A 24,662-nucleotide genomic window follows, 5' to 3' on the forward strand; every position below is an offset into this window, starting at 1 on the left:
ACAAAAAACTACATAATCAACGTCGTGGCGAATCACTACATTCGCTCTTTTGTTATGTGATTTTTTATTTCAAGTCCATTATACACTATCTTGGCCGATTTGCGAAGTTTCCTAGAAAGTAAAATAAAAACGCCGGCAGACAGTCTCTGCACAGCGTTTTTATGAGTGATTTTATAAGTGTTTTATAAACGTTTTCATAATTAAAAATTGATTCTCTTCTTAAAATACTCCAGATACTCTTTGGCATAATCGCTCAAACCACGGTCCATGGGATAGAGGTATCCCAGTTCCAGCTGGCGGTTGTCAAAGGGTATGCTGACTACGTGATGGGCGCGGTTATACTCCTCCGAATGAGGCAGCACGATGCTGAACGCCAGGGAATTGGAGACCAGCGATACCCGGGAGGATGTGGACTGGACGCAGATCAGCCGGTTCGGATTAACAATATCCTGCCAGGGCATCCAGTTGGCATCTCTCTCATAGATATCCGAAAACGCCACATAGGGATAGTTTTTCAGCTCTTCGATATCAAAATGCGGCTTCTGGAGCAGCGGATGGTTTTCAGCCAGCTGCACATAGAAGCACACATCCTTCAGCTTTACAAATTTCACGTGAAGATCGGAACAGAGCCTTGCAAAGCTGGAGGATCCTGTCTCCAGATAGATTACCAGGTCACAGAGGTTTCTGTAGAGCGCCTCCACCTGCTTCTCACCGTCGCCGATATAACAGGAAAAATGAAGATGAGCCATCTCCTGGTAATCGGTGCACAAATCCCAGAAGGCCTCGAAGGCAGGCACGTAACGGGGGTATACGAGCCGGAACAGACAGTCCTCTTCCGCGCTTATCCCGCTGGTAATCTCCTGAATATCCGCCATGATGGAGGTGGCCTTTTTCGCCAGCTTCATCCCGCTGGCCGTCAGCTGCATCCCCATGGGTGTCCGTTCAAATATGGTAATTCCAAGCTCATTTTCCAGGTTCTTAATGGCGTTGCTTAAGTTGGGCTGGGAAAGGTAGAGCGTCTTTGCCGCCTTCGATACGGAACCTGTCCTGCTGATTTCCAATACGTACTGGAGCTGTTGAATCGTCATAAGATGCCTCCTACCGCTTTATTGAGAAATTATATCATACAGGCCGCCGGAAAACAATCATCGGGGCCAGAATGCATCTTGCTGCATTCCGGCCCCGATCTCAAGGTCTCCGTTATTTTAAAGCAATTCTCACTGTTTTTATCTCAAATGCCTTGAAGTCCAGATTGATGACGCCGTCCGTCACGGCGGCTTCCTCTTCCTTATTCTCCAGCATATCGCACAGCCATGCGGATTTCACCGGAAGATTGATCTTTACAGCTGCCAAATCCATCCGTTTCCTGCATTCATAAAGCCGGAAAACTACATCTCCGCTTCCGTCCTCTGCCAGCTTCACGGCCTCGATCACCACGTGGTCTGATCCTGTCTCTGCCAATGAGAAGGTATCTGTTCTTCCGTTTACGACAAGAGGTGCTACATTCATCTCATACCCCTGTCTGACCACATCGCTCTCCTGGAAGCTTCCATTCCATGCTGCCGCTCCATACGTAAAGGTATGAATCCGGTTATCCGCCCGCATATCCGGGCAGGCTCCCGCGCGGAGAAGCGTCAGCTCCAGTGCTCCGTCCTCCATACTGATTCCGTACTTACAGTCATTTAAGACAGCGAAGCCATTGCCGCCGTCGCACACGGCGCTGTACCGGTGGTTGCACACCTCGAACCGGTCTTTATCATACGCCCTGGACCGGTGCATCGGGCGCTCCACATAGCCAAACTGCATCTCATTGATCCCATACTCTCCGTATAATACGGTAGGAAAGCTGACCTTCAACAGCCTGTGCAGTTCGCGCCAGTCAACTTCCGTCGCAAATTCTATTCTGCTTTCTCCCACAGCCAGAGTGATATCCTGGCTGAACGAAGAACTGCCAATCTTTCCTGCCGCCCTCAGGACTGCTCTGGCGCCTGCGGCGCAGACAATCTCTACGTGTACATCGAAGGCACCCCCGATTTCCTGTTCCGCATAATTGGAATCGATATCCCAGGCGTCGAATTTTCTCGGCACGTCTTTAAACAGGCGGAAATGGTTCATCGGTGTCCTGGCAAATTCTCTTCCGCTCTCCTTCAGCACATAGGAGGTGATCTCCGCGTTGGAGGCAACGGTTACCCGGAGCCGGTCATTTTCCATCACGAAGCCGTCCCCCTGTGGTATGACTACGGCCAGAGTTGAGGATGGGGCCGGAACGGATCCGGTCTCTTTCACCGCCGCGGGTGCTGCCTCTTTCACCGCCCCAGGTATCGTCTCTTCATTTTCGCACGGAATAACCGTAACCGCCCCCATCGGGGGGACTGCCACTCTGGCGGTAACTGTTTTTCCATCGGTATACACAGGGACTGCCTCTCCCTCCAGAGTCCTGCAGCCTTTTTCGTACTTCTCCGGAACATCAATCAGGCAGATGCGCGGGAAGGAAAGGGAGTTAAACACGGTAATTCCATCGCCCTCTTTTATCAGACTTGAAACCGCTTCTCCACAGAGTTTTTCCGCTTCCTCACAGACGCGGCCAAGAGACCGCTCCGCTTCCTCGTATACCCGGTGGATACTGGAGCCGGGGAGAATATCATGGAACTGGTTCAGCAGTGTTTCCTTCCATAAGCGTTCCGCCTGCTCTGCGGGGTACTGGTAAGCGCTGCCCGCGGCATTTTCCGTATTGTTCCCGGAAATGCGCTCTGTGCCGTGCCCTGCTGCCATGGAGGCGGCGGCGGACGCCCACAGTTCTAAGTCTCTCATGGTGAGTTCTGCTCTCCGGTTCCATTTCTTGATAGCGGCCTGTGAAGTGTAGGTGCCGCGGTGGGCCGTAAAATACAGTTCTCCCACATACGTATTGGCCGGGCCGCCCCGGCTCTCCATGCGTTCAAAGTAATCGACCGGGTTCTCCATCTCGATGCGGACACCGCCCTCTAAATCCTTCTGACGCTCTATGAACTCGATGTGATCTCTGGTGGGACCGCCGCCCCCGTCTCCGTAGCCGAACGGAATCAGGAACGTATCCAGATCCCGCTTCTGAACCCGCTTCTTCCACACGGTGTTCATCTCTTCCGGGGACGTATAATACGTGTAGTTGGTAGGAAGGAAGGCTTCTATCTCACTTCCGTCCATTCCTCTCCATGAAAAATAGTGGTAGGGGAACTGCTCGCCTTCGTTGTAGGACCAGAAGATCTTCTGCGTGACCAGATAATCGACGCCGCATTTTCTCAGAATCTGAGGAAGCGCCGCAGTGTAGCCAAAGGTATCCGGCAGCCAGAGCATCTTGCTGTCCACGTCAAACATTTCTTTATAGTATGCCTTGCCGTACAGAAGCTGTCGGATCAGCGCCTCACCGCCCGCCATATTCGTATCCGGCTCCACCCACATGGCTCCTTCAGCGATCCATTGGCCGTTTTTCACCGCTTTTCGGATCTCCTCAAACAGCTCCGGGTAGTATTTCCGGCACATCTCATAACACGCCGGCTGGCTCTGGATAAATTTGTAGTCTTTATACTCCTCCATCAGACGCAGCTGTGCCGCAAATGTCCTGGCCGTCTTCCGGTAGGTCTCCGCCATGGGCCACAGCCATGCCAGATCGAGGTGGGCGTTTCCAATCGCGGAAAATACCGGCATCGTGGAACCATTGACAGCGGAAAGCACCGGCTCCAGCATGGCGCGGGCTTTCCGGTAATCCCGGCTCCTGGCCTCCTTCTCCTGCTCAAAATCCACAAGCAGTGTGAATTGTTCCAGCGCCTCCGCGACTCTGGCCGCCCGCAGGGAATCCTCATCCAGGGTCTTAAGCAGGCTGGAAAGTGTCTCCACATCCATAAAAAGCTGGTATGCGTCTTCATCCCAGATTCCATAGGTTCCTTCTCCCAGCGTCCTTCTGGCTCCCTCAGCCAGCTCGTCCCTGTAAAGTCCGGGAAGAACCGGACCGGTGGAACATCCGCTGTCCTGGGCTTCTGCGTAGAAATGGCCGGCGTATGTCTCCATGCAGATCTCAAATACGTCTCCCGGTATCGCCTCCCAGGTCAATGTATTATCCACCAGAAAATGGTGGGGCTGTTTCACCCAGTCAGCCCGGTACGTGCCAAACGCCGAGCCATTCACAAACACCGTAGATTCTCCGCCCGGACATAAATTCAGTACAATTCTCTTTCCGGCAGTCTCTTCCGGCAGCGTGAGTTTCGTGCGGAACCACGCATATTCGTAGGTATCGCCCCAGGTATAGCCGGGTTCCACCCTCTCATACGTTCTTTCGCCGGCTTCCTCGAAGCTCAGCTGCTCCATCGTCTTAAATACTTCCCAGTCAAGCGTACCTGCCGGGGTATAAAAATCTTCCTTCAGGGTCCTGATCCAATGATTGATTCTGTCTCTGTATTCCGAATGCATAATCCCCATTTATTTGTCCTCGTCTAATTATACTCGTTTCTATTTCTGACCGTCTCGCCAGCCGCAATCGCTGTATCGATCACCGCCTGCCTGATCTCTGCACTTCCCTGTATCTGTTCCACCAGAATCTGTGCGGCCATGGCGGACATCCTGCCCTTATAGGAGCTGACAGAGGTCAGGCCCAGGGGCAGCTTTAACCGCGACTCAATATGGTCGAAGCCAATGATGGAACAGTCTTTTGGCACCATTTTGCCGCGTTTTAACAGACCGCACCAGGCCTCCCAGGCCAGCATGTCGCTAAAGGCAAAGATCGCAGTATACTCCTGTCCCTCGTTCTCCAGGTCCGTCAAAACAGCCTCGCATCCGTCGGAAACCACCGGAACCTGGCGGATCAGCCGCTCATTCACGGGAACCCCCGCCTCGCGAAACGCCCGGCAGTAGCCCTCCAGACGCTCCCTGGCACTGGATATATAGGTGGCCCCATGAAGGAGCAGAATATCCCGGTGGCCGGCCGAGAGTAATTCCTTCGTCGCCTGATACCCGCCCAGTTCATCGTTGCAGACCACGTAGCTGTATGCCTCGTCACGGCGCCCGATCAGCACAAAGGGAACGCCCGACTCTTTTAAATAAGTTAAGTTGTCCGGTGTCTTCTGCGCCGGACAGATGATAATACCGTCCACATTTTTGTTGAGGGCGGACTGAATTGCCGCCAGCTCCAGCTCCTCATTTTCATTGGTGTTAAACAGAATGGAGGTGTATCCGGCTTTCCACGCATGGCCCTCGATCTCCTTCATCATAATGGAAAAATGAGGATTGGAGATGTCTCCTAAAATCACCGCGATGGTATTCGTATATCCCAGACGCAGGGAAGCCGCCAGCGTGTTGCTTACATGTCCCATTTCCTGCGCAGTCTTCTGAATCATCTCTCTTGTCGGGGCTGCGATATCGTCTTTATCCCTCAGCGCCCTAGAAACCGTATTGACGCTGTAACCGGTCTTCGCAGCAATATCCTTTAACGTGACGGCCGATCTTCTCTTCTTCATCTGCCTTCTCCGCCCTGTTCCAGCCCCTGGCTTTTAAAGCGGTATACCGTCTCCGTCACGCACGGCTCATTGGCCTTTATGATGGGAGATGCAAAAGCCGGTTCATTGGCTGCATTGGGAAAATACTGTGTCTCAAGGCAGAATCCGCATCTCTTTCCGTACTTCACGCCGCCCTTTCCAGGCTCTTCTTTCAGGAAATTCCCTGCGTACAGCTGGACACCCGGTCTGTCCGTATCCACTTCCATGGTAATCCCACTCTCAGAACAGACAGCGACGGCGGCTCTATAAAGACCTGTGGTGGTGTCGTCTGAGACGGCATTCTGATTGATTACGAAATTGTGATCATATCCTCCTGTATACTGTAGCTGTTGGAAATCTGCATCGATATCGAGGCCAATCGCTTTCCCCTGTCGGAAATCCATGGGAGTCCCCGTCACATCCGCCTTCTCACCGGTGGGAATCGAGGCGGAATCTCTGACCGGCGTATAGGAATCTGCCATCAGAGTCAGCACATGGTTCAAAATCGTGCCGCTTTCGTGGCCGCCTAAATTAAAATAGCTGTGATTCGTCGGGTTAAAGACAGTCTCTGCATCCGACACGCCTTTATAGGTGATGCGGATCTCATTCTCATCGGTCAGCGCATAGGTGACCTCCAGCTTTAAGTTACCCGGGAAGCCCTGGTCACCGTCGGGGCTCTCCAGGACAAACGTAACCTCATTCCTGTCCTCTGCCGTCTCCTTCACGTCCCACATACGGATCTGATATCCGTCAGGGCCGCTGTGAAGATTGTTCTCCCCTTCGTTGGGCGTCATATGATAGACTTTCCCTTCCAGGGTGACTGCGGCGCCTTCCAGCCTGTTACCATTTCTCCCTACTGTTGAGCCGAAATATGTATTCGTATTCTTCCGGTACTCCTCCGGGCTCTCATATCCCAATACTACGTCGCGCGGATGGCCCTCCTGGTCCGGCACGATAACTCTGGTCAGCACAGCTCCTAAATCCGACATGGTGATCTCCATGCCGTTTCTGTTTTTCAGTGTAAAAAGGCTGACTTCTTGCGCTCCTTCTGCTGCTCCAAATATGGTTCTTTTCATGATGTACTTCCTTTCCATTAACGTTAATGAAAGTATATCTTTTTTTCCACTGTGCGTCAAGCAGAAAGCCGGAAGTACGCTTTAAATTAGAGCGCAGATTGGGAGAATTTACTGTTAAAAAAACAGGAACTGCAGTTTCCTCTACAAAGCGAAACTGCAGTTCCATATGTCTTTACGCAATCATAATTTTCCCGCCGTCTGAACTGGTACTTTTTAAAATCGTTTGCGATGTACCTTAATTCTGCACTGCTTCCTGAAGAATGCAATGCCATAGAGCAGAACATCGGTGTATCCCTCCTCAGGCAGGCTGGAATCATACTTTTTTTCTTCAATCTGCTGCATTGCTGTGTCACAGGCATTTTCCATGCCTTTATAGGTCTCGGATACTTTCAGTTCCATGATGACTGGCGTTTTTGACACATTGTGACTGCGTACCAGTATATCCAGCCGCCCATTTCCACTCTCACGGTTCGACTTTACCAGATAATCCCTTAGATTATTTAATACACCCATCATGAAACCATGATAGAAAGCTTCCTGGGTATCCATATAGCTGATGCTCTCCTGAAGCAGTCCGGATAGCTCTGCCTGAAACTGATCGGCATCCCCTTCCAGCATGGCCGCATACATTTGCGATAAATCTTTTACTTTTATCTGATCGCGAAACCATTTGGTGATTGTATTATTAAAAATATACTTAACTTCCAGATTTGGAACCGCCATTGTCAGGTATTGGGTTTCATTCTCCATCTTCCTGGATATCTGTTTTAAATACCCCGTAAAAAACAGAAAATTCCATAAGTTATCCTCTGAATCGTATACGCTGTCATACGTAATTTCTTCGTGGACAGGTTTTTCTATCGTTCCGCCGGCTAACAGAATCTCCAGTTCTTCCTTTACAGAGATATCCGCCCGTTCTACCAGACTGCGAACAATGCTGTTGGAGCTTGTATTGGCCCAGTATGGCGTCGGCAGTTCATCGGTAAAAACAGTCAGTGCATCCACATAGTTTGCCACACTCCAGGGATTATAGACTTCTGTATCACCGAACATATACCCGTCATACCACTGTTTAATCTGATCCCTTTTCGTATCAAGATTATAATACTGCAGCATTCGGTCAACTTCCTTCTGAGTAAAACCAAAGTACTCATCATAGGAACGGCTTAATATAGAAATCATTTTCAAATTATTCAGTCCAGTAAATATAGATTCCTTTGTAATTCTCAAACAGCCTGTAACAACAGAAAATTCCAGACAGGGATTCGTCTTAAGCGCAGATTCAAACACCGATCGGATAAATCCTATCATATTATCATAAAATCCTGAAAACCAGGCATTTTCAAGCGGTACATCATACTCATCAATCAGAATGATGACTTTTCTCCCCCAGTGTTGATACAGACACTCGGAAAGAAAGCGAATCGATGTGGCAAAGTCCTGCTGGCTTCCACTCAGATTCATAATATCCTCATATCTTCTTTTCTGCTCTGGTACCTTCAAAGAATCAAGCACAATCCGGTGTCTTAAGTATTCTCTTCCTATCTCCTCCTTCAAACAGCCATAGGCCAATTCCCAATCCGGCTGCTTAGAGGATTTAAGAGACAGACTGATAACCGGATAACTGCTCATCTCCTGCGTATAACGATCTCCCTGCTTCATGATCTGCAGATCCTTGAAAAGGGCCTGATTCGCTTCATTTCCTTCCAGGCTTCCGGTATTCTCAAAAAAGAAGCGGATCATGCTTTGATTTAAGGTCTTGCCAAACCTTCTCGGCCGGGTAAACAAATTTACCTCCCCCTTTTTATCAAGCAGTTCCTTGATAAAAAGAGTTTTATCTACATAGTAGTAATTATTTCTAATTAACTTTTCGAAATCATCAATTCCTACAGGCAAAGGCTTTTTCTGCATTGAAATCCTCCTTACACACCACATGCGATATAAAAATTATATCCTGTTCCATGTGGAAACACAAGGGCAGATTAGCGAATTACTATCTCCTGATAAATCTATTTCCCCACTCTCACCCTCACAACATTCCAGGAATAAGACGAGAACGTAACCGTAAGGCAGTCTCCCTCCATCTCATAGGCACTGGAGGACTGCGGAATCACGCGGTCCGGCTGGTCCGCCGTATTATACTGCTTCAAATCGTATCCCGCCATGGTGATGAACTCTTCCACACGGCAGCCCGGATAATCCCGCAGACAGCAGGTCACTTCCAGGTCATCCTCGCCGCGGTTCATGGCGAATATGGTTACATACGCTCCGTCCCCGCTCTCCACTGCGATGCTCTCGAGAGCCGGCACATCGGTGTACTCCTTACAGTCGTACTTAGGAGCGTCCACCAGCACATTTAAGGCTGTTCCTCTGCCGTAGAGAGAAGCGTGAAGGTATGGGTAGTAGATGGTCTGTTTCCAGATCCTTCCGCCGTTTTCCGTCATGATCGGCGCGATGACATTGACCAGCTGAGCCATGCAGGCCACCTTTACCCTGTCGGCGTGCTTTAGGAGCGTAATCATCATGCCGCCCACTAAAAGGGCATCCTCGAAGTTATACTGATCCTCATTGTACGCCGGTTTCTCTCTCCATTTCTCCGCTTTGGCATTATCCGCAAATGCGTGATACCAGACATTCCACTCGTCAAAGGAGATGTTCAGAACCTTTTTGGAGCGCTTCTTCGCCTGTATGTAATCGCAGACAGAGACGATGTGGTTGATATAACGGTCCATATCCATGGTATTGGCCAGGAAGCTGGGCGTATCGTTTTTCTCATTTCCGTAGTACTGATGCATGGAAACGTAATCCACAAAGTCATAGGTATGATCCAGCACTGTGGCCTCCCACTCATAGCACGTGTTCATACCTGAGTTGGAGCTTCCGCAGGCCACCAGCTCAATTGACGGGTCCACCCATTTCATGACCTTGGCTGTCTCGCAGGCCGCGCGCCCGTACTCTTCTGCCGTTTTGTGGCCGATCTGCCACGGGCCGTCCATTTCATTTCCCAGATTCCAGAGCTTCACACCGTGGGGATCGCGATAACCGTTTTTGATTCGCAGATCGCTCCAGTAGGTGCCTCCCGGGAAGTTGCAGTATTCCACCAGGTTGCGGGCGGCGTCCGCGCCTCTCGTCCCCAGGTTCACGGCCATCATCACATCCGTGTCTGCACGGCGGCTCCACTCACAGAACTCATCCGTCCCCACCTGGTTGTCCTCGATGGCAAACCATGCCAGCTCCGTTCTTCTCGGCCGCAGCTCCTTCGGCCCGATTCCGTCCTCCCAGTTGTAGCCGGAGACGAAGTTGCCGCCCGGATACCGCACAATGGGAACCTTCAGTTCCTTTGTGAGTGCGATCACATCCTTTCGAAATCCCATATCATCTGCCAGCGGATGGCCCGGATCATAGATTCCGCCATAGACCGCTCTGCCAATGTGCTCAATGAAATTACCGTAGATCCGGTTGTCAACCGGGCCGATTTTATAATCCTTGTCAATCTTAATTACCGCTTTTTTCATGCTTTAAGCCTCCTGTTTTTTCTTCCTCTTCTCTATCAGCATCGGCATATACAAGCCGCCCTGAACGCTTCTTCCTATAAAATGACAGTATCTCCCGCTCTCCGCATCGTACCAGTCGGAAAACGGTACCCGGTCTTCTGTGGACCTCGCATACTCCGCTACCGGAGCCGTCAGACGGTAAAATGCCTCCCGATCGGGTGCAAACGAGGCGCACCAGAGAATCCAGTCGCTCTTCGTATACGTCTTCCGGCTGTCTAACGGCACGCCGAAGGCGCTGATCTTCTTCAGATAAAACGCCGTCTCTGTCTCAAATACCTCCGGTCTGAAGAGACCGCTTCCAAAGAAATGGTCCCACACCAGATTGTATTTCAGGCTCCAGGACTCTTCACAGTCAAAGGTCAGACGGTAGTGATCGCCGGCGGCACTGCGGGTCTCCCAGCTCTGTGCCATCCTCACGGCTTCCTCATGGTACCGCTTTGCCTCCTCTTCCTCTCCGAGACAGGCGGCGATTCTGCTGAATGCCTCGATTCCCATAACCGCCTTGGCCGACAGATTTACATTGTGAGCCAGATGGCCGGCAAAATCATCGGTACAGAGCTGTTCTCCCGGATCTTCACCGTATGCGAGCAGATATCCGGCCCATGTTTTCAGCACCTCGTAATACGGCGCGGCAAAGGCCCCCGAGCGTTCCAGTTCACACACCGCCGCCGTCAAAATCATCATATTGCCGGATTCCTCCACCGGCATCTGGTCCCTCACGTCGTAGACGGACAGCCCCGCGGGATACTCATAGTAAAACGGGAAAATGGCGCCGTTATCATAGCAGAATTCCCGGTTCTCCCCTTCTTTTCCAAGTCCATAGACCTGGCCTGCCGCGTACGGATACCGGCCCACATCATGCGGCGCAAAGTCGTACTCCCACACCGGACAGCCGGCAAAACGGAAGACCGGCCGCAGCATAGCCTTCACGTATTCCGGATTAAGGAGCAGGAACATGGGGGCGGATGGATAGCTGATATCGACGGTCCCCGTACACCCGTTGGAGTCATTTTCCTTGGAAAGGAAGACGAGATTCCCCTCCTGGTCCGCGATCAGCTTATGGGCTGCCATGACCTGGCGGTAAGAAATACTGCATAGAAACGCGTAGTCGGCCCCGCCTGTATTCCTGGCCTGCTCCTCCAGACTCCGGTCAAATGCCCCCGCCTTTTCGGTCACCTCTTCCCGATCGCGGAAGCTCTCTCCAACCGCGTCAAAAATGGTCTCATACCTCGTCGTCCAGTAGGCCTTCTGCCAGGAACCGAAGTAAAAGATGGAGAGCAGATCGTCATAGGCGGCGATCACCGTACACGCCGTCTCATCGGTTCCCAGCTCCGCAGACGCATTCAGCAGGCTGTGCTCCGGATCGAAGATGATTGTGACGGCCTCGTCCTCCGAGGCCAGAATCATATCTCCCCAGTCTATGGTAATCCGGTCCCCGCTGTGGCCTAAAGGCGTCTGAAATGCCTTTCTCATAGTACCATAATGGAAATGATACGTCTCATTTTCATGGCTTCCGCCGATGATTTTCCCCGGTGTATCGAAGACCAGGTCGCCGGTGACGGTAAAATCGATCTTCACGGAGACCTCCCGCTTCCTGTCTACGGTAAAATCGATGTAGGTACACGGTCTGGAGACCAGAACCGGATCCTCCGGCAGAAGCGGTGACAGGAAACGGACGGAAAGCCTCAGCTTCTCATTTTCAAAGGTACAGGTGGTCGCGGTCGGCGTAACCTCCAGGCTCGTCTGGGGGATGACCGGACAGCCGTCCTCACCGCCCAGGAAGCGGAAACGTTCTCCATCCGCGGTGACGTGGCCGTAAAGCCGTTTTTCCTTTCCGCTCCAATGAGCGGTGTCCGTGTCATAGAGACAGTCAGCCGGCGACCAGATGGAATAATAGGGGTCGTGCACCAGCAGGGGCACGCTTGCCATACGATTGATTCTCATACGATGAAATCTCCTTATATTTGATGCGCCTACTCTTTCACCGACCCCAGCGTCAGGCCGGAGACGAAGAATTTCTGCATAAATGGATAGAATATTACGATCGGCAGGGACGCCACGACAATCTTCGCCGCGTTGAACGTCTTAAGCGAGGTGAGCGCTTCGATTTCCGCCGGAGTTAATGAGGAACTCATGACGCTGACTGTCGTGTTGGTCAGTGTCTGGATATAGGTCTGCAAAGGCATGTTGCTGGGCGTATTCATCAGCAGAAGGCCGTCGAAGAAGTTGTTCCAGTGGAACACCACGGAAAATACGGTCACGGTGGCGATCGCCGGCTTGGCTAACGGCACGAAGATACGCATCATCATCTGGAATGGGTTGATTCCGTCCAGCATGGCCGACTCCTTGATCTCCTTCGGAAGATTTCTGAAGAAATTCATCAGGAGAATGGTGTTGTAAACCGGAAGTGCTCCGGGAATCACCAGCGCCCATATGGTATCCATAAGCCCGGTTGCCTTTATGACGAAGTACCACGGGACGAGGCTCGCGCCGAACAGCATGGCGAAGATCATGAACCACATATACACCTTTCTGGCCGGGAAATCCGATTCGTCCTGGGACAGGGCAAATGCAGTGATTACCGTAAGAACCAGATTGATCGCGCCGCCTAAGACCACCCGCTGTACGGAGATCCACATGGCCTGCATGAACTTGTGATCGGTCATCAGGACCTTGTACGGTGTAAAGGTCAGTTCCACCGGCCAAAGCGTCACCTTCCCCGACAGGGCGGCCGTCTTGCTGCTGAGCGACAGCGCAATGACATGCAAAAGAGGGATTAAACAGCTGAGTCCCAGGATAAGCAGAAGCAGAAAGACACAGAAGTCAAACACCCGGTTCTGCCATGTATTATATTTTTTCATGGTTTATCCCCCCTAAAAGATCTGATAATTGGCAAATTTCTTAGCCATCTTATGCGCCGTGACAATCATAATAAAGCTGATCGCCGACTTTAAGAGCCCGATGGCGGTGGCCAGTGAGTACTGGGCGTTGACGAAGCTCAACCGGTATACGTATGTATCGATAATATCTCCGCTCTGGTACACGACCGGACTGTACATGTTATAGATCTGGTCGAAGCCTGCGTTTAGGATATTGGCGATATTTAAGGTAGCTACCATGACGATGGTGACGCGGATGCTGGGCAGCGTAATATGCCATATTTTCGCCAGTCTGCCTGCGCCGTCCACCGAGGCCGCTTCATAGAGTTCCGGATTGATGCCCATGAGGGCCGCAATGAAGATAATGGCCCCGTAGCCGAACTCCTTCCACACATCTGTGCTGATCACCACGCCCTGAAACAGCTTATTGGAGCCAAGGAACATTAACGGTTCCTTTAAAATTCCGAGACTCATAAGACCCTGATTTAAGATTCCTCCCGTGTCCAGGAGATTCTTGAATATCGTTGCCAGAATCACCCATGACAGGAAATGCGGCAGAAAACAGATGGTCTGGACCGATTTCTTAAACTTCACGCTGGTGATCTCATTTAAAAGAATGGCAAAGAATATGGACAGCACCATCGTGAGCACCAGTTTCCCCACCGCGATGGTGAACGAGTTCCGGAATATTCTGGCCGTATCGGGCAGCAGCAGCATGTGCTTGAAATTGGCAAGCCCCACCCATTTGGACTTTAAAAATCCCATAATCGGCTGATAATTCTGAAATGCCATGATATTTCCGAAAAACGGAATAATCGTATAAATAAACAATATGATAAAGCCCGGCAGCATCAGCAGATGGTATTGGTATGTCTGCCTTATGGTTACGTGTCTCCCTTCCTTTCTTCTTCTCTTCCTTCCTGCTACTTTTCCCATACGAAACTTCCTTCCTTTTTGAACTCCCTGTTATATGGAAATGCCTTCTTGATTCCGGGTTCATCCCGATTTTGAAAACCGGAGGTTTCGGGCCTCCGGTTTTCTGATTCTCCTTTACCCGGCGTCGTTAATTGGCACCAGACAGTTCCGTCATTTCCTGTGTAATCGTATCACCGCCCAGAGCCTTCCACTGGCTGACGAATTTATCGAATTCATCAACAGAGGTATTTCCGGTGAGTACCTGTAAATAGAATTCATCCTCCTGTGTCTCCAGGGTCGCCCATAAGGATTCCATGGAAGGTGAATCCGCGTAGCTTGCGGCATACTGAAGGTTCAGCTTGTCGGCCTGGCTCTGCACGGTCCAGGCGCCGTTGGCCCATCCCCAGCCATTGGCAGTGGAAATATTTTTCTCCACAGTCTTTCTGAAGCCGTCTTTCTGAACCGCGGTATAACCATTGTACCATGTCTTTCCATCGCCGCTTAAATCGTCGTAAGCCACTTTTCCGTCGATGCAGTCCATCACTGACTGGATCTGTTTTTCCTTGGCATCATAGTCACAGTGAAGGACATTGATGGGATAATAGTGCCAGGAGAATGGGGAATCCATACCGTTTGGACGGACATTCTCAGCCTGGGACTGGTCTAAATCATACTGATAATTCACGGTCTTTACGACTGCTTCCTTGATCTCTTCCGAACAGCCTTTTTTCACTACAATATAAGTGGTGGTCGGGCTCTTCATCGGGACATTCAGTTTGCCTTCCGCGTTCAAAGGCGCTACATAGGAATTCCATTTTACGGAGTCAGCCGCGCCTTCCAGCATGGATACTACCGGCCACTGGTTTGACCACCATGCACCGAAGAAGATACCTGCCTGGCCGTTGCTGATCATCTCCACACACTGCTCGGAATCTCTGACTGCGAAAGAAGGATCGATAACGCCCTCTTCTACCAGCGTTCTGATCTCTCCGAGAGCCGTCTTGGCCTCTTCCGTGATTGAACCGTATACCACGGAGCCGTCATCCTGCTTGATCCACATCTTCGGATAGGCATCAAATAAGGTAAACAGTCCGTTTACATGCCACGTACCGCCGTTCTTCTGAACCAGCTTCTTATCGGAGGAGAGGCCCACAGCAATTCCATCTGTGACGTTGCCGCCAGGATTCTTCTCCATAAAGGTCTTGGCAATGTTCACAATGTCGTCCAGTGATTTCGGCTCTTCCAGTCCCAGCTCTTCCATCCAGTCGCCGCGGATATAGACGAGGGGAACGCTGTCCATACCAGGCTGGATATCAGGAATCGCCATCAGCCTTCCGTCGAAGGTTGCAAGACCTTCCGACATGCCGTTGGCCGAATCAAAGCATTTCTTCAGTGCGTCGGAACGGTACGTTGCAAATGCGTCCGTCATGTCCTCCACCGCGCCGGCATTCACTAACTGAACCAGCTGGGTATACGTTACGTTCATAACATCCGGCATATCTCCCGATGCGATGGCCATGGCGACCTTCGTCGGATAAGAAGCGTCGTCAACGGAGAAATCATATATGTATTCTGTATTCAATTGATCCTGAAGATATTTTACGATGTAGTTGTTGTGGGAATCTTCACCATCCGGGTACGTAACATTGGCCGATTCCGCTCTTCCCACATGGATTACGGTCTTCTCCTCACTGACCGGACCGTAAGGATCTACCTCCTCCGTGCCTGCGGCCGCCCCTCCGGACGTCTCATTTTGAACTTCCTTCGCTGTAGTTTCATTTTTTACAGAAGATTCTTCCGGCGCCTTCGTATTGCCCCCGCAGCCTGCCAGACAGCCTCCGGCCATACATGCGGTCAGTAACAATGATGCTAATTGATTCCTTCTTTTCATGGTAACCTCCGTTTTTATTAGTCTTCAACCCCGGCTGCTTACGGCGCCTTAAGCAGCGTTTTGTTTCATGTATTTATTATATCCCCTCTCATTTTTCCTGTATATACAAGGTTTTTCGCATTCCTATCACAAAATTATCCTTTTGTGCCCTTCCACTATTTTCCTTCCGGCAAATCTGCTAGAATAAATTGTAATGGTAATTGATGGAAATACACGAATGGAAGGAGCGTTAGCCATGTATCAGATTTTAGTTGTCGATGATTCTGTTCTCGATGTTGACTGCATCACATTTCTTATAAAAAAATACGAACTGCCTCTCGAGGTTGCCACAGCGGTGAACGGTCAGGATGCTCTGGAGCTTTTTAGAAAACCTGAAAATCATTATGATATCCTCTTTACGGATATCCGCATGCCCTTTCTCGACGGTCTGGGGCTGTCCAAAGAGGTGAGAAAGCTTTCACCAAATACGAGAATTATCATTTTCAGCGGCTTTAATGATTTTGAATATGCCAAAACCGCCATTACCATCGGAGTGGAGGACTATCTGATGAAACCGGTGATCCCGGACGAATTCGTCTCCGTCATGACCCGTGTCATAAACGGCGTGGAGGAGACCAACCGCCAGATCAGGACACGCCGCAGTGAGACAAAGCTTTTGAAAAACCACATGCTGTGGCTGGCTGTCAACGGTAAATCCAGTATGCTTGTAGACAGCGCACCCTTCTTTAAGGACCGCTATACCGGCCTCATGTTAGTGGAATGTGACAATGAATTTTTCAGTCTGGAAGGCATCTCCTTTCAGGAAAAGCTGGCGGGCGTTCTCAGCGCCCCCTTCGACTATCTAAATCTCGATCCGTCCCGCAGCATTCTGTTTTTCAAGGAAGGGGCCTTTCTCTTTCCCTGTGCGCAGTCGGTCTGCCTGTGTGCCGAAAAGGAATTTCATCAGAAATGCTGCGTGGCGTTTCAGACGCTTCCGGACAACGGCTCCATCAGCCAGGTTTACACGCAGCTGGAGGAACGGCTGGAAAACCACTTTTTCTTCCCGGAACAGAACATCTTCCTGCCGGACGGGCCGGACCACCCCTACGCCGCCTCCGGCCACATTTCCATTGATATTGTGTCCGACGATCTGCGTCTGAAGGACTACGAATCCCTGATGCTTCATTTGGAGGATCTCTTCGAATCCTTAAAACACGAGAAGACCCGTTCCCTTATTTTTGTCAAATACTGTTTCACAGAGCTGATGAAGGAGATTATCCACTATCTGCCGGATGACCAGCAGCCGGATTTAAATAAAGTAGCGGAAAAGATCTATGGCTCCACCAACATCGTGGAGCTGATGGATATGACCTATGATCTGGCCGGAAGACTCCGCAGCCAGGCTCAGAGGAGCCAGGGAACCTGCCTGAAATCGGATAAGATCCGGCAGTATATCTACCAGAATTACGCCCAGCCGCTGTCCTTAAACGACATCTCCAGCCATTTTTACATAAGCCCCAATTATCTCTGTTCCGTATTTAAGAAAGAGACCGGGTGCAACCTGATGAAATTCATCAATGAATACCGGCTGGAGCAGGCCGCCAGGCTGCTCTTGGAGACGGAGATGAAAGTCAACAAAATCGCCGAGTCCGTCGGGTTTCCCAATCCGTCCTACTTTTCCCAGCGTTTCCGCGATTACTATGGGGAAAGCCCGGAGAACTACCGCCAGAAGGAGACTTACTGATGACAAATACACTGAAACGAATCCGAAGGGTCTTTCTGGACATGGGAATCCGCAGAAAGGTCCTGATCATATTCCTTCTGATGGGCGCGCTTCCGTTCCTGTGCTACATCATCCTTTCCAACCGCTACACCAACCGGATTATCCTGGAAAGAGAGCGTTCCCTGACCGAACTCGCCCTGGAGCAGGCGGTCAGCTCCGTTGACAATAAGCTTGTCACGTATAACAACCTTTCTAATTTCATGTTTAACAACAATGCGATTATGAAGGTATTAAACACCAGCTACAACGACGATTACTTCAAAATGTACAAGGCATATTCCGATACCATTGAGCCCCTTTTTCTCACCTACTACGCCCTGTATCCCGATCTGGAGGCGATCACGATCTACTCTTCCGGCGATATTCATCCCTATAACAACTATATTCTGGACCTTGACAGACTGTATCAGAAGGACTGGTTTCCCCAGGTGCATAACCAGTATATTCCCACCTGGGTCTCCGCCGTGGAAGACGGCAAGCCGTATCTTTACTCCACCAGACTGGTCGGGGATATCAGACAGTACAAAAGCTCCAACTACCTCTCCTTCCGAATCAACTATGACCTGTTCTTCGAACCATTTTTATCTCTCTCGGAGGATAAGTACGATGTGGTGGTCACAGCCCGGGATGGAGGCCTGATCTTTTCCACCTCCGATCTGCCGGAGGAGGAGCTGACTCCGTTTCTGGCCAATATGTCCGATACCCAGTATCTAAAGCTGACCTCCTCCATACCGGAGACCGGCTGGAACATCTGCTACTATAAGACGTATACCTCGATTCACAGCGCGGTAAATGCGATTACACGCGGCACCTACGCCTTTGGCTGGATTATCCTGCTGTTCCTCGGAGTCATGGTCTTAATCATCTCCGTCTCCATCGTCACTCCGATTGAGAACCTGACCGAGAAGATCGACGAGGTGCGTTCCGGGGATATGAACGATCTGTCGGTTTCCCTGGTGAGCGAACGCCACGACGAGATCGGCACGCTCTTTCACACCTTTTCACGCATGATGGGGGAAATCAACCATTATATTATGGTGAACTTAAAACATGAGCTGGAAAAGAAGAATTATCAACAGAAAATCCTGTACGCGCAGATTAATCCACATTTCCTCTATAACTCTTTATCACTTATCAACAGCCGGGCGATCCTGTCCGGGCAGAACGATATCAGCGAGATGGTCATACTCCTGTCCACCTTCTACCGAACCGCTCTGAATAAGGGAAAAGATATCACCACACTGGGAAATGAACTGATGAATATTCAGGCCTACGTAAAAATTCAGCTTTTCTCCTATAGTGAGTCCATCGACGTTGTATACAACATCGAGACTTCCTTATCCAGTACCCCATTTCCCAACTTCATCCTTCAGCCCCTGGTGGAAAATGCGCTGGACCACGGCTTAAAGAACAGTCTGAAGAAAGACAAAAAACTGACCGTCACCGTGAAAAAGGAGGAGTACATGACGATGGACTTCATCTCCATCTGGATTGAGGACAACGGCTGCGGTATGGAAAAGGACGCTGTGGACCAACTGTTTTCCATGCAGACGAGCGGCTACGGCATGAAAAATGTCAACGACCGGCTGCGGCTGCTCTATGGGGATAATTATATGCTTACGATTGACAGCGAGCCGGACCGGGGGACGACGGCGTTTGTCAGAATCCCCGTAGGAGGCTGTGAATTGTAGCGCATTTTATTTTTTATACTGGCCATACTATATGGAAAATATCGTCTATATGGAATTACTCAGACGCGGTTATCAGGTAACTGTCGGGAAATCCGGAGAACGGGAAGTAGACTTTATCGGCGCCCGGCAAAAAGGAAAATTATATATCCAGGTTTCCTATCTGCTGGCTTCGGATGATACCATAAGCCGGAAATTTGGAGTATATGATCTGATCCGAGACAACTATCCGAAATATGTCGTTTCCATGGATGAAATTGATTTTGGGCGGAATGGAATTAACTTGCCCCTCCGGCTGACTGCCTTCTTCGGCGCGGCAGTCAGCCGGAGGGGGCTGCTCCAACAAAATGGCCGGTCATTTATACAGCCAGCATCAGCTCCATCCTCTGAATAATATGATCCTGATACTCCTTATCCAGTTCCACAAAATAACCGCTCCACCCCCACACACGCACGATCAGATTCTTATAATTTTCAGGGTGCTTCTGTGCTTCCAGCATGGTATCCCGGTTCACGGAATTCAGCTGAAGCTGGTGGCCGCCCAGATCCATGAAGGACTTTACCAGTACTGCAACCTTGGCACAGCTCTCCTCTGTCCGGAACACGGTGTCATGAAGCTCCAGCGTCAGCGGGCCGCCGTTAATCACCCGTTTTAAATCCGGTTTGGTGAAGGACTGGATAATGGAAACAGGACCCCTGCATCTGGAAAACAGGCTGGGAGAGTAATTAGCGCCAAAGCCCTCCCCCTTTCGCCTTCCGTCAGGCGTCGCCGGCAGGTTCTCGGCATGGCGGATGTAATACATGGCGGAACCCGTTCCCGCCCGGTAAATGCCGCCTCTGTCATTGACCCGCCCCTTTAGGGAATCGGCAAAATCATTCAGCAGCCGGGCCGCGATCTCATCCACGTAATCGTCGTTGTTGCCCATCTTAGGGGACTCATAGCGCAGACGGTTGCAGAGAAGCTCCTCGCCCTCAAAATCATTCTCAAGGGCTTTCACCAGCGCAGAGGCATCCATGCTCTTTTCCTCAAAGACAAACTTCTTTACAGCCGCCAAAGAATCCGCCGCCGTGGCGATACCCGTTCCGTGAAAACCGTAATTGTTGTATTGGCATCCCAGGGACACATCGGTTCCATTTTCACAGCAGCCATCCATCATCAGGGATAAAAACGGCGCGGGATAAAGGTAGACTCCGTTTACCCGTTTACATAATTCATCGGCCTGTGCATTGATTTTATCCCGGACCGCTTTCTCGAATTCATCGTAGGAGCGGCACTGCTCCAGTTTTTCCATAGCCGCGTCGGAGACAGCCTTCGTAAAGGAAAGCGCCTCGATATTGGGTATATCCATGGCGGCGCCCGGAATGATGAATTCCCAGCAGGCGGCTACCACGTAGCGGTAAGCATCTTCTTTCTTATACCCCAGTTCCATGAGGCCCGGAATCACCACGTCGTCATTGGAATACTGGGGGAAGCCAAGGCCCTGCTTTGTAAGCTGTGTCCCCAGTATGTAGGTGCCAAGCGGCGTCTTCTCATGCACGCGGAGATTGATCTTGGGATCGATCACCTTCAGCTCAAGGCAGGCTTTTAAGCACAGCTCTGACAGAAGGTTATAGCTGTCCGAACCATCTTCATTCAGGCCCCCGAGCACCAGGCTCTGGCCGTTGTCTCCCTGCTGCATGCCCGGGTATAAGTCGCTGTCCCGGTTAAAGGTTAAGAAGAATTCTTCCAGCAGCTCCAGCGCGTTCTCTTCCGTATACAGTCCTTTATCCAGATCGGCCTTTAAGTATGGATAGATATACTGGTCGAACCGCCCCACCGTATTATGGTAGTTCCGCCCGCACCACATCGTAAAATGGATGATCCGAAACATAGAAAGCGCCTCCAGAAAACTCTGCGGCGCGTGCGCCGGTACAGCCTTTAATGTCCTGGCGACCACATCATTTCCTTTCTTTTCAGCCAATTCCTGATATCTGGCGGCAAGGGCGAGCACATGATCCAGAATATCGATCTGGAGCTTAATATTATGTGCCTTTGCGGCCTCCCCCGCCTGGGAAAACTGCTGTCTGAGCACTTCCAGCTCCGCCTTTTTCGCATCAAAGCCCTGATTCAGCAGCTTCGTATAATCGACGCTGATATTACACACATCTCCCTTTTCGTGAATCCAGTGTTCCTTCCGAAGTTCCTCCATCTCCGCTTCTGTAAAAATCTCCGGAATCGTTGTCACCGTCCTGGTAAATGCAATCCGCTCATCCTCGAATAAGACCGGCTCTTCCTTATCCAGCACATAGATCAGCCGCCTGGCCGCCCGGTCCACATCCGGAGTCTGTTCCGCTGCAAACTGCTCCGCCAGCACGTAAGGATTCTCCTCTTTCTGCCACATGGCCTTCTGCCCCTTATCCACCACAAAAAACTGACGCATCCTCTCAATTCTCTCTGTCATAATACCTCGCTCCTTATTCCATATTCTTCAAATATTTTCTGTGACACCCACACGGCCTGTTCCGGGTCAAAGGCCGGCCTGTACTCCTTCTCCACCATGGCATACTTGGCCCCCGCCGTCTTATGGTAGGGCAGAAGCTCAACCTTGATCAGCGCCCTAGCCCCTGCGATCCATTTTGCAGTACTCCTAAAATTCTCCTCGTTGTCATTCACGCCCGGAATCAGTGGGATGCGGATAACAAACGGAATCTCCCCCTCACAGAGTATCCGGGCATTTCTTAAGATCCTTTCATTGTCCACTCCTGTATACTTTTTGTGTAGAGCGGCATCAAACAGCTTGATGTCCATCATCACATAATCCAGATGTGCGGTCACGCGCCGAAAGACGTCCTGCTCACAGAAACCAGAGGTCTCTATAGCCCGGTGAACATCTGGAATACCACATAAAACTTCTGTCAAAAAGTCCGCCTGCATAAGCGGTTCGCCCCCCGAAAATGTCACTCCGCCGCCATACCGGGCGTAGTAATCACTGCTCTTTCGGATCCGCCGGATTAATTCCCCCGAGGTCATCCTTTCACCCGCAATCCGCCTTAAATGCAGCGGACATACGGGAATACATTCCCCGCAGCTGATACACGTCTCATGGCGGCACACCTCCCTGCACTTCCCGCAGCCAGTGCAGGAGGCGGTGCTGACCATCAGCTGGGGAGCGCCGCTTAACCCCTCCGGATTATGGCACCAGCTGCACCTCAAGGGACAGCCCTTTAAAAATACGGTCTGCCGAAGGCCCGGACCATCGAAAACGGTAAACTCCTCCACATCGAAAACCACTCCTTCTCTCATTTCCGCTCCTTTACATTAACGTTAATGTTATCTTTAATGTAATTATAGAAGACGGCCTCTGAAAAGTCAATAGAAAAAAGCGTCACACAGACTGATCGACCGGATCTCACAGTCCGTATCAATCAATCTGCATGACGCTTTCTATTCCTCCGCCCCCTCCGGCACGTAATTGGTAATCAGAACCTCCACCGTCACCGCGTCCCTGTCCTTAAAATGATAGTTGCAGTTGGCGTAGCTCTTATCGATGTAGGTGATATGGTAATTTTGGCTCCATTCGATGAGAAGATCGTTGGAGAGTCCCTTGTGATACAGGACATTGGAGAGCGCAAATCTCGTTCCCTGACCGTTCAGCCGGTCCAGCAGCCCTAAGAGCGCCGCCTCCTCCTCCTCGTGCCAGTCCCGGAATCCGCGGTTCCCATCGTTATAGGAGCCGGTGGATATGAGGTACGGCGGATCACAGTAAATCAGGTCGTTTTCTCCCAGGAATCCCAAATCCATCTCCCGGAAATCCGTGGTGGAAAATACGATATCCTTCTCCTTTAAGGCCCGGCAGAAGGCGGTTAAATTCTTCTCGATATTCCCGTTGAAGGAGCTCCTGTTCGTCCCAAAGGGCGAGTTAAATTCATGGCTGTTATTAAAACGGATCTGATGGTTAAACGCATAGCAGGTCAGAACGAATAACTCCGTCAAATCTTTGCTCTCATTATAGTGGCGTCTCAGTTCAAGGTAGCCTTCCTTATTCTGCTGGGTCAGCTGGTACGCGGCGATCAGCCCCCGGATGCGCGTAAGAAGCACCTCCGTCTCCGTCTCCCGGAACAGGCCAAACATCCCGATCAAATACGTGATCTGATCGTTGCAGAAGATGCGGTCCGCCTCCACGTTGATCCCCACGTTAAAGCCCCCGGCAAACAGATCCACAAAGCTGCCGATCTGCCGCGGAAACGCGCCCAGAACCGGCTTTAAGATCTTATATTTGCCCCCGGTATAGTTCAGCGGGCTCTTTATATACATGATTCCACCTGCTTTTCTACGTAAACGAGCAGCTCCTTTAAGCGTTCGGTCTCTTTCACCTTTCTACTCTTGTATCTCCTGTATGGAATCTCATAAATGTGAAATGTCTCCGGTTTTCCATACGTCTTCATGATTCTCTCGATGTCCTCCGTCGTCATCAGACCATCCGTGCTGTAGCTTAAGATGATGTGCTGAAAACGGGCGTTGCTGATGAGCCGTTCGAAGGCGTCGGTCACATTCTTCTTCATGCAGAATTCCGACTTCTGATTCTCATAGGGCCTCTGTCCCGTGACGCCGGTCACCTCCGGGTAGTCATACCTGGCCGCCGTCTCCAGAACATGGTAATTCGGAAGATACTGGCGCTCATTGTAGGGCGGGTCAACGTAGAGAATGTCGCCCTGCAGCCGTTTTAACAGCTCGGCTCCGTCCTCGTTGTAACAGCGGTTTTCCCTGTGATTCGTCGTCACCTCCAGCCGGTACAGCTCATATTTCTTATAGCTGCGCCGTTCCCAGCTCTTGTGATACGCACCATACGTACCGGAAGTATTGGATACAAACGGGATCCCCTCCACGATACAGGCCACAAGATAGTAGTATTCATTCTCATCCAGCAGTCCCGCGGTCTTCCAGTCCTCCACGGTACATCTGGCATAGTCAATGCGCAGGGCGTTGTCATCGTTTAAATACATACGGCCGCCTGTTGGGGCGTACGTATTCTGAAAGAAACGTCTCTCCTGCACCAAGTCCTCCATGTCCCGGGTCTCTTTTCCGTTAAAGTACTCCACCGGGTCCGTGATGCCCAGCTCTTCCTTCAGCCGTCCAAACTCCGGCACACTGTCATTCTCTATGGTAGCGCGCTGCAGTACGTATGAAAAATACAGCAGATCGTTGGAATACACCTCATACCACTGCTTAAAATGTCTCGCCACAGCCGCTGTTCCCGAAAAAATATCGCAGAAGCTCCGGGCGTCCGGCGCCTTCTCCTCTGCAACCGCTCTGATATGATCCAGCAGCAATGTCTTGCTTCCGATAAACCTCATTGTTCTTGTCCCTCTGTTTCGACTTTTGTTGATTCCCGCGGGTAACGAGCCTGTCGTTCCGT

General features: G+C 50.8%; 17 protein-coding genes. 3 read left to right on the forward strand and 14 right to left on the reverse strand.

Going from position 1 to position 24,662, the window contains the following annotated elements; translation table 11 throughout:
• Window positions 1-200: 200 nt before the first annotated feature.
• The 10 genes from H8S80_RS27890 to H8S80_RS27935 all read right to left on the reverse strand — a co-directional run bounded on the left by H8S80_RS27890 (window position 201) and on the right by H8S80_RS27935 (window position 15,816).
• On the reverse strand, window positions 201-1,088 hold the full coding sequence (locus H8S80_RS27890) for a LysR family transcriptional regulator (RefSeq protein ID WP_002604904.1): 888 nt from the start codon (window positions 1,086-1,088) through the stop codon (window positions 201-203).
• A gap of 112 nt (window positions 1,089-1,200) precedes the next feature.
• The gene (locus H8S80_RS27895; protein ID WP_117630586.1) at window positions 1,201-4,449 is read right to left on the reverse strand and encodes an alpha-mannosidase; all 3,249 of its coding nucleotides are present in this window, start codon (window positions 4,447-4,449) and stop codon (window positions 1,201-1,203) included.
• Window positions 4,450-4,463: 14 nt separating this feature from the next.
• Window positions 4,464-5,483 (reverse strand): LacI family DNA-binding transcriptional regulator, encoded by a 1,020-nt coding sequence (locus H8S80_RS27900; protein ID WP_117630585.1) that lies wholly within the window; start codon window positions 5,481-5,483, stop codon window positions 4,464-4,466.
• Window positions 5,480-6,577, reverse strand: a complete 1,098-nt coding sequence (locus H8S80_RS27905) for an aldose epimerase family protein (protein ID WP_117630584.1) — start codon at window positions 6,575-6,577, stop codon at window positions 5,480-5,482. Before H8S80_RS27905 ends, H8S80_RS27900 begins: the two co-directional genes overlap by 4 nt.
• Before the next feature lie 213 nt (window positions 6,578-6,790).
• Complete coding sequence (locus tag H8S80_RS27910) at window positions 6,791-8,488, reverse strand: AAA family ATPase (protein WP_117630583.1); 1,698 nt, start codon at window positions 8,486-8,488, stop codon at window positions 6,791-6,793.
• A gap of 98 nt (window positions 8,489-8,586) precedes the next feature.
• Window positions 8,587-10,092, reverse strand: a complete 1,506-nt coding sequence (gene arfA, locus H8S80_RS27915) for an arabinosylfuranosidase ArfA (RefSeq protein ID WP_117630582.1) — start codon at window positions 10,090-10,092, stop codon at window positions 8,587-8,589.
• A gap of 3 nt (window positions 10,093-10,095) precedes the next feature.
• Window positions 10,096-12,075, reverse strand: coding sequence for a glutaminase domain-containing protein (locus H8S80_RS27920; protein ID WP_117630581.1), 1,980 nt, complete (start codon window positions 12,073-12,075; stop codon window positions 10,096-10,098).
• Between the two features lie 29 nt (window positions 12,076-12,104).
• Window positions 12,105-12,992 carry a carbohydrate ABC transporter permease gene (locus H8S80_RS27925; RefSeq protein ID WP_002604911.1) on the reverse strand — a complete coding sequence of 296 codons (888 nt, stop codon included), beginning with the start codon at window positions 12,990-12,992 and terminating at the stop codon, window positions 12,105-12,107.
• A gap of 12 nt (window positions 12,993-13,004) precedes the next feature.
• Window positions 13,005-13,946, reverse strand: coding sequence for an ABC transporter permease (locus H8S80_RS27930; RefSeq protein WP_025530648.1), 942 nt, complete (start codon window positions 13,944-13,946; stop codon window positions 13,005-13,007).
• Window positions 13,947-14,073: 127 nt separating this feature from the next.
• Window positions 14,074-15,816, reverse strand: a complete 1,743-nt coding sequence (locus tag H8S80_RS27935; protein WP_117630580.1) for a type 2 periplasmic-binding domain-containing protein — start codon at window positions 15,814-15,816, stop codon at window positions 14,074-14,076.
• Between the two features lie 235 nt (window positions 15,817-16,051).
• Between H8S80_RS27935 and H8S80_RS27940 the strand changes: the two genes are divergently transcribed.
• From H8S80_RS27940 to H8S80_RS27950, 3 genes are read left to right on the forward strand one after another with little or no spacing between them, the layout of a single operon-like run.
• Window positions 16,052-17,539, forward strand: a complete 1,488-nt coding sequence (locus H8S80_RS27940; RefSeq protein WP_117630579.1) for a response regulator transcription factor — start codon at window positions 16,052-16,054, stop codon at window positions 17,537-17,539.
• Window positions 17,539-19,269 carry a sensor histidine kinase gene (locus tag H8S80_RS27945; protein WP_117630578.1) on the forward strand — a complete coding sequence of 577 codons (1,731 nt, stop codon included), beginning with the start codon at window positions 17,539-17,541 and terminating at the stop codon, window positions 19,267-19,269. Before H8S80_RS27940 ends, H8S80_RS27945 begins: the two co-directional genes overlap by 1 nt.
• Window positions 19,270-19,318: 49 nt before the next feature.
• The gene (locus tag H8S80_RS27950) at window positions 19,319-19,660 is read left to right on the forward strand and encodes a hypothetical protein (RefSeq protein WP_412300436.1); all 342 of its coding nucleotides are present in this window, start codon (window positions 19,319-19,321) and stop codon (window positions 19,658-19,660) included.
• On the opposite strand, the gene H8S80_RS27955 is transcribed toward H8S80_RS27950, so the two are convergent.
• The 4 genes from H8S80_RS27955 to H8S80_RS27970 form a co-directional block, all read right to left on the reverse strand.
• Complete coding sequence (locus H8S80_RS27955; protein WP_117630577.1) at window positions 19,626-21,707, reverse strand: pyruvate formate lyase family protein; 2,082 nt, start codon at window positions 21,705-21,707, stop codon at window positions 19,626-19,628. The genes H8S80_RS27950 and H8S80_RS27955 overlap by 35 nt on opposite strands.
• A complete protein-coding gene (locus H8S80_RS27960) occupies window positions 21,704-22,549 on the reverse strand; it encodes a glycyl-radical enzyme activating protein (protein WP_117630576.1) in 846 nt (281 codons plus the stop codon). The genes H8S80_RS27955 and H8S80_RS27960 overlap by 4 nt, the downstream gene beginning before the upstream one ends.
• Before the next feature lie 141 nt (window positions 22,550-22,690).
• The gene (locus H8S80_RS27965) at window positions 22,691-23,560 is read right to left on the reverse strand and encodes a Dam family site-specific DNA-(adenine-N6)-methyltransferase (RefSeq protein WP_025530644.1); all 870 of its coding nucleotides are present in this window, start codon (window positions 23,558-23,560) and stop codon (window positions 22,691-22,693) included.
• Complete coding sequence (locus H8S80_RS27970; RefSeq protein WP_117630575.1) at window positions 23,551-24,600, reverse strand: DNA adenine methylase; 1,050 nt, start codon at window positions 24,598-24,600, stop codon at window positions 23,551-23,553. The genes H8S80_RS27965 and H8S80_RS27970 overlap by 10 nt, the downstream gene beginning before the upstream one ends.
• Window positions 24,601-24,662: the final 62 nt, after the last annotated feature.

It is taken from the genome of Hungatella sp. L36 (assembly GCF_014288035.1).